The organism is Burkholderia sp. KCJ3K979, assembly GCF_016759955.1.
In the GTDB taxonomy this organism is placed as follows: Bacteria; Pseudomonadota; Gammaproteobacteria; order Burkholderiales; family Burkholderiaceae; genus Burkholderia; species Burkholderia orbicola.
Genome location: NZ_JACFYV010000263.1, coordinates 1 through 8345 on the forward strand (window position 1 = coordinate 1; position 8345 = coordinate 8345).

General features: G+C 66.1%; 7 protein-coding genes and 1 pseudogene. 6 read left to right on the forward strand and 2 right to left on the reverse strand.

What is annotated here, in order from left to right:
* On the reverse strand, positions 1 to 484 hold a 484-nt coding region (locus H3O04_RS31685; RefSeq protein ID WP_202589197.1), incomplete at its 3' end, for a single-stranded DNA-binding protein.
* Between the two features lie 103 nt (positions 485 to 587).
* Positions 588 to 1775 (reverse strand): MFS transporter, encoded by a 1188-nt coding sequence (locus tag H3O04_RS31690; RefSeq protein WP_006477799.1) that lies wholly within the window; start codon positions 1773 to 1775, stop codon positions 588 to 590.
* A gap of 264 nt (positions 1776 to 2039) precedes the next feature.
* On the opposite strand from H3O04_RS31690, the pseudogene uvrA reads away from it, so the two are divergent.
* The 6 genes and pseudogenes from uvrA to H3O04_RS31720 form a co-directional block, all read left to right on the forward strand.
* A pseudogene (uvrA, locus tag H3O04_RS31695) lies at positions 2040 to 4244 on the forward strand (excinuclease ABC subunit UvrA); the annotation flags it as partial.
* 215 nt (positions 4245 to 4459) lie between these two features.
* Positions 4460 to 4990, forward strand: a complete 531-nt coding sequence (gene mug, locus H3O04_RS31700; protein WP_023478109.1) for a G/U mismatch-specific DNA glycosylase — start codon at positions 4460 to 4462, stop codon at positions 4988 to 4990.
* Positions 4977 to 5600: a DNA-3-methyladenine glycosylase gene (locus H3O04_RS31705; RefSeq protein WP_034174665.1), complete on the forward strand. Its 624-nt coding sequence runs from the start codon at positions 4977 to 4979 to the stop codon at positions 5598 to 5600. The genes mug and H3O04_RS31705 overlap by 14 nt, the downstream gene beginning before the upstream one ends.
* A 113-nt stretch (positions 5601 to 5713) precedes the next feature.
* Positions 5714 to 6478, forward strand: coding sequence for a ParA family protein (locus H3O04_RS31710; protein WP_023478107.1), 765 nt, complete (start codon positions 5714 to 5716; stop codon positions 6476 to 6478).
* Positions 6479 to 6978: 500 nt separating this feature from the next.
* The gene (gene phaP, locus H3O04_RS31715; protein WP_011694404.1) at positions 6979 to 7563 is read left to right on the forward strand and encodes a TIGR01841 family phasin; all 585 of its coding nucleotides are present in this window, start codon (positions 6979 to 6981) and stop codon (positions 7561 to 7563) included.
* Positions 7564 to 7882: 319 nt separating this feature from the next.
* Positions 7883 to 8345: beta-ketoacyl synthase N-terminal-like domain-containing protein (locus H3O04_RS31720; RefSeq protein WP_272929906.1), on the forward strand; the 463-nt coding region annotated here is incomplete at its 3' end.

Here is an 8345-nt window from a genome sequence, read left to right on the forward strand (position 1 = left end):
CACCCGCACCGCCACGCGCCGCGCCGCTGGCACGGCCGCCGCCGCCGCCACCGCCGCGCTCCGCCTGCTCGCCGCGACCGCCGCCGCCACCACCGTAGCCGCCGCCATAACCGCCTTCGTCACCGCCACCACCACCGCCGCCCGAACCGCCGCGGCCGCCGAGCATCTGCATCTGTTCGGCGACGATTTCGGTCGAGTAACGGTCCTGGCCGTCCTGGCCCTGCCACTTGCGCGTGCGGATGCGGCCTTCGATATAGACCGACGACCCCTTCTTCAAGTATTCGCTGACGATCTCCGCCAGACGGCCGAAGAACGCGACGCGATGCCACTCGGTCATTTCCTTGAAATCGCCGCTTGCCTTGTCCTTGTAGCGATCGGTCGTCGCGAGACGGATGTTCGCAACCGCGTCGCCGCTCGGCAGGTAACGGACTTCAGGATCGGCGCCGAGGTTGCCGACGAGGATGACCTTGTTGACGGATGCCATGTGTTTCTCCAGTAAATTCGATGCGGGGCCGCCCGCGTGTATCGCCGCAGGGGCCCGCCGGGGCAAGCCGGCGCGCTGCCGATGCCTGCCCGAAATAAAAGGTTCAGGCCTTGCGCGGCGGCGCTTTCATGCTGGCCGCGATTATAAGCCAGGCAGCAACGAGCCCCGAACAGGTATAAAACACCGTGTTCGCGCCGCCATGCTTCAGCAGCCAGCCGCCCACGATGCCGCCGAGCGCGAGCCCGATCGACTGCGTGGTGTTGTAGACGCCCGTGGCCGCGCCCTTGCGCGAACCCGGCGCGAGCTTCGACACGAGCGACGGCTGCGACGCTTCCAGGATGTTGAAGCCGAGGAAGTAGACGAAGAGGATCGCCGCCACAATCAGAATGGTATGCGGTGCGCTGCCGAGCAACAATTGGCCGATCAGGATAGCCAGAATGCCGCCGAGCAGCACCGGCTTCATCTTGCCCCGTTTCTCCGCGACGATGATCGCCGGCACCATCATCACGAACGCGAGCCCCATCACCGGCAGGTAGACCTTCCAGTGCGCGGCGACCGGCAGCCCGCCGTCGACCAAGAGGCGCGGCACGACCAGGAACAGCGCCGTCTGCGTCGCATGCAGCACCAGCACGCCAAAGTTCAGGCGCAGCAGCTCCACGTTGTGCAGCACTTCGGCGAACGGCGCGCGCACGTGCACGGGCTTCGCCGCGTCGGGCACGATCCACAGCACGACGCCGATCGCGAGGATCGACAGCACGCCGACGATCGTGAACAGCCCGCTCATCCCGACCCAGTGGAACACGATCGGCGCACCGACGATCGCGACCGCGAACGACACGCCGATCGAGCCGCCGACCATCGCCATCGCCTTCGTGCGGTTCTGCTCGGAGGTCAGGTCGGCGATGAACGCGAGCACCGCCGACGACACGGCGCCCATCCCCTGGATCACGCGGCCGACGATGATCCACGTGATGTCGTGCGCGAACGCGGCGACGAAGCTGCCGAGCGCGAAGATCACGAGCCCCGTGGCGATCACCGGCTTGCGGCCGAACTTGTCGGACGCCCAGCCGTAGAAGATATAGAACAGCGACTGCGTGACGCCGTAGGCCCCGAGCGCGATCCCGACGAGCAGCACGTTGTCGCCGCCCGGGATGGTTTTCGCATAGACCGAGAACACCGGCATGATCATGAACAGGCCGAGCATGCGCAACGCGAAGATCGCCGCGAGCGACGTGGTCGCGCGCAGTTCGGGCGCAGTCATGCGGGAAGACGTGGCAGACGGATTGGACATCGGGAATGAATTTCGAATGATCGGAATGTCCGCCCGGCAGCGGGCGGCGGAAGATCAGGACCGGCGGCCTGGCGGCCTTTCGGACGACACGTCGGGGCCGGATGCAGACGGCCTGCGGGCCGCCCGGAACCGTGCGGCGCGACCGCTTTCCCCGGCGCAGGTGTCGCCTTGCTGCCACCTGCTGTAAAGGCTGGGGGCCGTAAACGACGGTCTCGAAAAGCCGTTATAGTAGCAGGTTTGGTTCCCTCCATTTTCGCCAGGTTCATGGAACAGATCCGTATCCGTGGGGCACGCACCCACAACCTGAAAAACGTCAATCTCGACCTGCCGCGCCACAAGCTGGTCGTGATTACCGGGTTGTCCGGGTCGGGCAAGTCGTCGCTCGCGTTCGACACCCTTTATGCCGAAGGCCAGCGCCGCTACGTGGAGAGCCTGTCCGCGTACGCCCGCCAGTTCCTGCAGCTGATGGAGAAGCCCGACGTCGACCTGATCGAGGGGCTGTCGCCGGCGATCTCGATCGAGCAGAAGGCCACGTCCCACAACCCGCGTTCGACCGTCGGCACGGTCACGGAAATCCACGACTACCTGCGACTTTTGTACGCACGGGTCGGCACGCCGTACTGTCCCGATCACGACATCCCGCTCGAGGCGCAGAGCGTGTCGCAAATGGTCGACGCGGCGCTCGCGCTGCCCGAGGAAACCAAGCTGATGATCCTCGCGCCCGTCGTCGCGGATCGCAAGGGCGAGCATGCCGAGCTGTTCGAGGACATGCAGGCGCAGGGCTTCGTGCGCTTTCGCGTGCGCTCGGGCGGCGGCGCCGCGAACGAAGGCGCCGCGAAGATCTACGAGGTCGAGTCGCTGCCGAAGCTGAAGAAGAACGACAAGCACACGATCGACGTCGTCGTCGATCGCCTGAAGGTGCGCCCGGACATGAAGCAGCGGCTCGCCGAATCGTTCGAAACCGCGCTGCGCCTCGCCGACGGCCGCGCGATCGCGCTCGAGATGGATACCGATCGCGAGCACCTGTTCAGCTCGAAGTTCGCGTGCCCGATCTGCTCGTACTCGCTGCAGGAGCTCGAGCCGCGCCTGTTCTCGTTCAACAACCCGATGGGCGCGTGCCCGGAATGCGACGGCCTCGGCCAGATCACGTTCTTCGACCCGAAGCGGGTCGTCGCGCACCCGTCGCTGTCGCTTGCCGCCGGCGCGGTGAAGGGCTGGGACCGCCGCAACCAGTTCTACTTCCAGATGCTGCAGAGCCTCGCGGCGTTCTACGAATTCGACATCGACGCCGCATTCGAGGATCTGCCCGAAAAGATCCGCAAGGTGCTGCTGTTCGGGTCGGGCAAGCAGACGATCCCGTTCTCGTACATCAACGAGCGCGGCCGCACGACGATCCGCGAGCACGTATTCGAAGGGATCATCCCGAACCTCGAGCGCCGCTATCGCGAGACCGATTCGGTCGCGGTGCGCGAAGAGCTGTCGAAGTACCAGAACAACCAGCCGTGCCCGTCGTGCGACGGCACGCGCCTGCGCCGCGAGGCGCGCCACGTGCGGATCGGCACCGGCGACCACGCGCGCGGCATCTACGAGATCAGCGGCTGGCCGCTGCGCGACGCGCTCGGCTATTTCGACGGGCTGACGCTCGAAGGCGCGAAGCGCGAGATCGCCGACAAGGTGATCAAGGAAATCGTCGCGCGCCTGACGTTCCTGAACAACGTCGGCCTCGACTACCTGTCGCTCGAGCGCAGCGCAGAAACCCTGTCGGGCGGCGAGGCGCAGCGCATCCGGCTCGCGTCGCAGATCGGCTCGGGGCTCACGGGCGTGATGTACGTGCTCGACGAGCCGTCGATCGGCCTGCACCAGCGCGACAACGACCGCCTGATCGCGACGCTCAAGCACCTGCGCGACCTCGGTAACTCGGTGATCGTCGTCGAGCACGACGAGGACATGATCCGCACGGCCGACTACGTGGTCGACATGGGCCCCGGCGCGGGCGAGCACGGCGGCGTCGTGGTCGCCGAAGGCACGCCGAAGCAGGTGCAGTCGAACCCGCAGTCGCTGACCGGCCAGTACCTGCTCGGCAAGCGCGTGATCGAGTACCCGGACGAGCGGCTCGCGCCCGATCCGGAGCGGATGCTGCGCATCGTCGACGCGCACGGCAACAACCTGAAGCACGTCGATCTCGAACTGCCGGTCGGCCTCCTGACCTGCATCACCGGCGTGTCGGGCTCCGGCAAGTCGACGCTGATCAACGACACGCTGTATCACGCGGTCGCGCGCCACCTGTACGGCTCGGCGGCCGAACCGGCGCCGCACGAGGCGATCGAGGGCCTCGAGCACTTCGACAAGGTGATCAACGTCGACCAGTCGCCGATCGGCCGCACGCCGCGCTCGAACCCGGCCACGTACACGGGCCTGTTCACGCCGATCCGCGAGCTGTTCTCGGGCGTGCCGACGTCGAAGGAGCGCGCCGCTGGCGGTGCGGGTGGCGGCGGCCAGAGCCGTCCGAGCGCACCGGCAGGCGGCGGCTTCGACGAGATGGACGACGATATTCCGTTCTGATCGCCAGTCGGCATCCTGCATCACGATGGGCCCGAATGTCCGAGTCAAGCCAGTCGCTTGGCCCGGGTTTTCGGGCCTCGTTTCGTTTACGTGGTTCCTGCACGCCGCACCTTGGGTGAACCGTGGTTGACGCACTCCCCGACCTCATCGCGCCCCATCTCGACGTCCTGTTCTGCGGGATCAATCCCGGCCTGATCGCGGCCGCGACCGGTCATCACTTCGCGGGGAGAAACAACCGCTTCTGGCGCGTGATCCATCTCGCGGGCTTCACGCCGACGGAAATTTCGCCGAAGGATGATCGCGAGATCCTCCGTTACGGCTGCGGGCTGACGGCCGTGGTGCCGCGGCCGACCGCCAGCGCCGATCAGCTGTCGCGCGCGGAATTCGTGGCCGCGGCCGCCGGGTTCGAGCAGAAGATCGCGCATCATGCGCCGCGCTTCGTCGCGTTTCTCGGCAAGGCGGCGTATTCGGCGTTGTCGGGGCAACGGGAAGTCGCGTGGGGATTGCAGCCGTCCCCTATCCACCAGGCGCGGGTGTGGGTGCTCCCCAACCCCAGCGGCAGAAACCTTGCGTTCGGGCTCGACGATCTGGTCGATGCGTATCATGAGCTTCATCTCGCCGCGATGAAGGACCGGCATGATGCGACGCAGTAAGACGGCGGCGCCGTGGCCGGGCACCATCGTGCCGCGCGCATTCTTCAACCGCACGGCCACCGAGGTGGCGCCGCAACTCCTGAACAAGATCCTCGCGGCAGCGGACGGCCGGGCCGGCCGCATCGTCGAAGTGGAAGCGTATGCGGGCGCGCTCGATCCGGCGGCGCACACCTATCGCGGCAAGACGCCGCGCAACGCGACGATGTTCGGGCCGCCCGGGCACTTCTACGTTTATTTCACGTACGGCATGCACTGGTGCTGCAACTGCGTGTGCGGCCCGGCCGGCGCGGGAACGGGCGTGCTGATCCGTGCGCTGGAGCCGCTGCACGGGCTCGAGCAGATGCGCGCGGCGCGGCCGCCGCGCACGCGCGATCGCGACCTGTGCCGCGGCCCGGCTCGATTGACGCAGGCGATGGGGATCGGCGGCGCGCAGGATGGCGTCGATCTGGTCGGCGCGCGCGAAGGATTCGCGATCGTCGACGACGGGATGGCGCCACCCGCCGATCTGGCGGGCGGGCCGCGCATCGGCATTCGCGTCGGCCAGGATCTGCCGTGGCGGTGGAGCGTGCCCGGCAATCGATACGTATCGGGCGCGGCGCCGCGCATCTGACGCGTGCCGCGCCCAAGTCACATACCCGTCGCGCCCGATTCGACCTGCGTCACGCGGTCGCCATTATTGATCGGCTAAGCTGGCCGTTTCGACGTTTCGATCGAGGGGACACCATGCGGCGGGTCGTATTCAACCAGAAGGGCGGCGTGGGCAAGTCGACGATCGTCTGCAACCTGGCGGCGATCAGCGCGAGCGAAGGATTGCGCACGCTCGTCATCGATCTCGATGCGCAGGCGAACTCGACGCGCTACCTGCTGGGCGACGCGGCGGCCGACGCGCAACCGGGCGTCGCCGGTTTCTTCGAAACCGCGCTGACCTTCAACTTCCGTCCGGTCGACGTTGCGTCGTTCATCCACGCGACCCCGTTCGACGGGCTCGACGTGATGCCCGCGCATCCGGATCTCGATACGCTGCACGGCAAGCTCGAGTCGCGCTACAAGATCTACAAGCTGCGCGACGCGCTGAACGAGCTCGACATGTACGACGCCGTGTACATCGACACGCCGCCCGCGCTGAATTTCTATACGCGCTCCGCCCTGATCGCGGTCGAGCGCTGCCTGATCCCGTTCGACTGCGACGATTTCTCGCGGCGCGCGCTGTACACGCTGCTCGAGAATGTGAAGGAAATCCAGCAGGACCACAACGCGGCGCTCGAGGTGGAAGGGATCGTCATCAACCAGTTCCAGCCGCGCGCGAGCCTGCCGCAGCGGCTGGTGGACGAGCTCGTCGACGAAGGGCTGCCGGTGCTCGCGTCGCGATTGTCCGCGTCGGTGAAGATCCGCGAATCACATCAGCAGTCGACGCCGGTGATCCATCTCGAGCCGTCGCACAAGCTCGCGCAGGAGTTCCGCGCGCTGCATCGCGAACTGACGGGCTGAGCCCGCGCCTGACCGGATTGACCAAGGCCGCTTCGAGCGGCCTTTTTTATCGCGACTCGTCATTCCTCCGATTATTGAATTCGTCATTTATAATCCGGAAAACGATTTCATAATAAATTCAGAAAAACGATTACATAGACTGCGGCTCCATTTTCAATGAAGGCCGGTTTTCTAATAAACAGAATAATGAATGGGTAAATATTGCGCGATGTCACGATCCGCTATGCTGCAAAAAGGTAAAAAGGCATTGCGGGTCGGAGCCGCTCGGGTTGGTCATTCGCGATATCGGCGTGCAGCGGGCCTCGGCGGTCGCCGTATAGGGTAATAAGGGTTTATACCTATCATTAATGCCACTTAATTGACAATTAATCGCTCTAGAATGACTTCCTTCAACTGCCCGTGCTTAAACAGGTGACGGGTTGTCAATAAGGAAGCGTCTGTCGATCCAGCTTCCATTTTTCTTTACGTCGTCTCTCGCATTGCTAACAGGAGCGTGCCCGATGTCCGTATTTGCCCCCGAAAAACTCGCCGCCGATTATCAATCCGGTATCGCCGCCTGGTTCGCGATCGCCCGTCCGGCGATCCACGGCTTCGAGGCCGTCGTCGAACTCAACCTGCAAGCGGCCCGGACGGCGCTCGAGGAATACGAGGACAAGCTGAAGAACGCGTTCAACGCCAACAACCCGGCCGCGGGCTTTGCGCAGCAGGTCGCCGCGCCGCAGGAAGCGGCCGGCAAGGCCGTGTCGTATGGCCGCCATTTGTTCGACATCGCGGTGTCGACGCAGTCCGAATGGGCGAAGGTCGCGCAGGCGCAGTACGAACAGAACGACAAGCGCCTGAAGGACGTGCTCGGCGAACTGTCGAAGCACGCGCCGGCCGGCTCGGCGCCGGTGGTGGCCGCGCTGAATTCGGCGCTGTCCGCGGCGAGCGCCGCGGCCGACTCCGTGCGTGCGGCGACGGGCCAGGCGATCGAAGCGGCGCAGAGCGGCTTCGATGCGGTCAGCGAAACGGCCACGCGCGGCGCCAAGCAGACGGCGGCCGCCGCCCGCAAGGACGCAGCGGCTGCGCGCGAATCGGCTGCGTAATCGCGCAAATGCGCGCATGAAGGCGCGCGTGAATGCGTGTTGCGCGTCGGCGCGACACGATTGATCGGCGCCGGACGGCGCCGGCGCCGCGTGTGCCACGCGGAGGCCGGCAAGCGTCCGGTGCGCCGCAAGACGTCCGTGCATGGTGCCCGTGCGGCGGTGTGCCGTGCCGCCGGTGCGAATTGGCGCTGCCCGTCCGGACGGCGGCGTGCGACCCCGACCGCGATTGCGCCGGTTGGCGCGGCGCGTGCCATCGCCACGTGTGATCGCCTCGTGCCGGCGTCACGACGACAAACTGATTTCGATGCAGGGATTGAACATGACGGATGTAGTGATCGTATCGGCCGCGCGGACCGCGGTCGGCAAATTCGGCGGCTCGCTCGCGAAGATTGCGGCGCCCGAACTGGGCGCGACGGTGATCCGCGCGGTGCTGGAGCGTGCGGGCGTGAAGCCCGAGCAGGTCAGCGAAGTGATCATGGGCCAGGTGCTGACGGCCGGCTCCGGGCAGAACCCGGCGCGGCAGTCGTTGATCAAGGCGGGGCTGCCGACGGCCGTGCCGGGGATGACGATCAACAAGGTGTGCGGCTCGGGCCTGAAGGCCGTGATGCTGGCGGCGAACGCGATCATCGCGGGCGACGCGGAGATCGTGGTCGCAGGCGGCCAGGAGAACATGAGCGCGTCGCCGCACGTGCTGCCGGGCTCGCGCGACGGCTTCCGGATGGGCGACGCGAAGCTGGTCGACACGATGATCGTCGACGGCCTGTGGGACGTGTACAACCAGT

Excerpts from the sequence above, each read along its gene's own strand:
- H3O04_RS31690 (WP_006477799.1), bottom strand. The coding sequence starts at position 1,775 with ATGTCCAATCCGTCTGCCACGTCTTCCCGCATGACTGCGCCCGAACTG.
- H3O04_RS31705 (WP_034174665.1), top strand. The coding sequence starts at position 4,977 with ATGCGACGCAGTAAGACGGCGGCGCCGTGGCCGGGCACCATCGTGCCG.
- H3O04_RS31710 (WP_023478107.1), top strand. The coding sequence starts at position 5,714 with ATGCGGCGGGTCGTATTCAACCAGAAGGGCGGCGTGGGCAAGTCGACG.
- phaP (WP_011694404.1), top strand. The coding sequence starts at position 6,979 with ATGTCCGTATTTGCCCCCGAAAAACTCGCCGCCGATTATCAATCCGGT.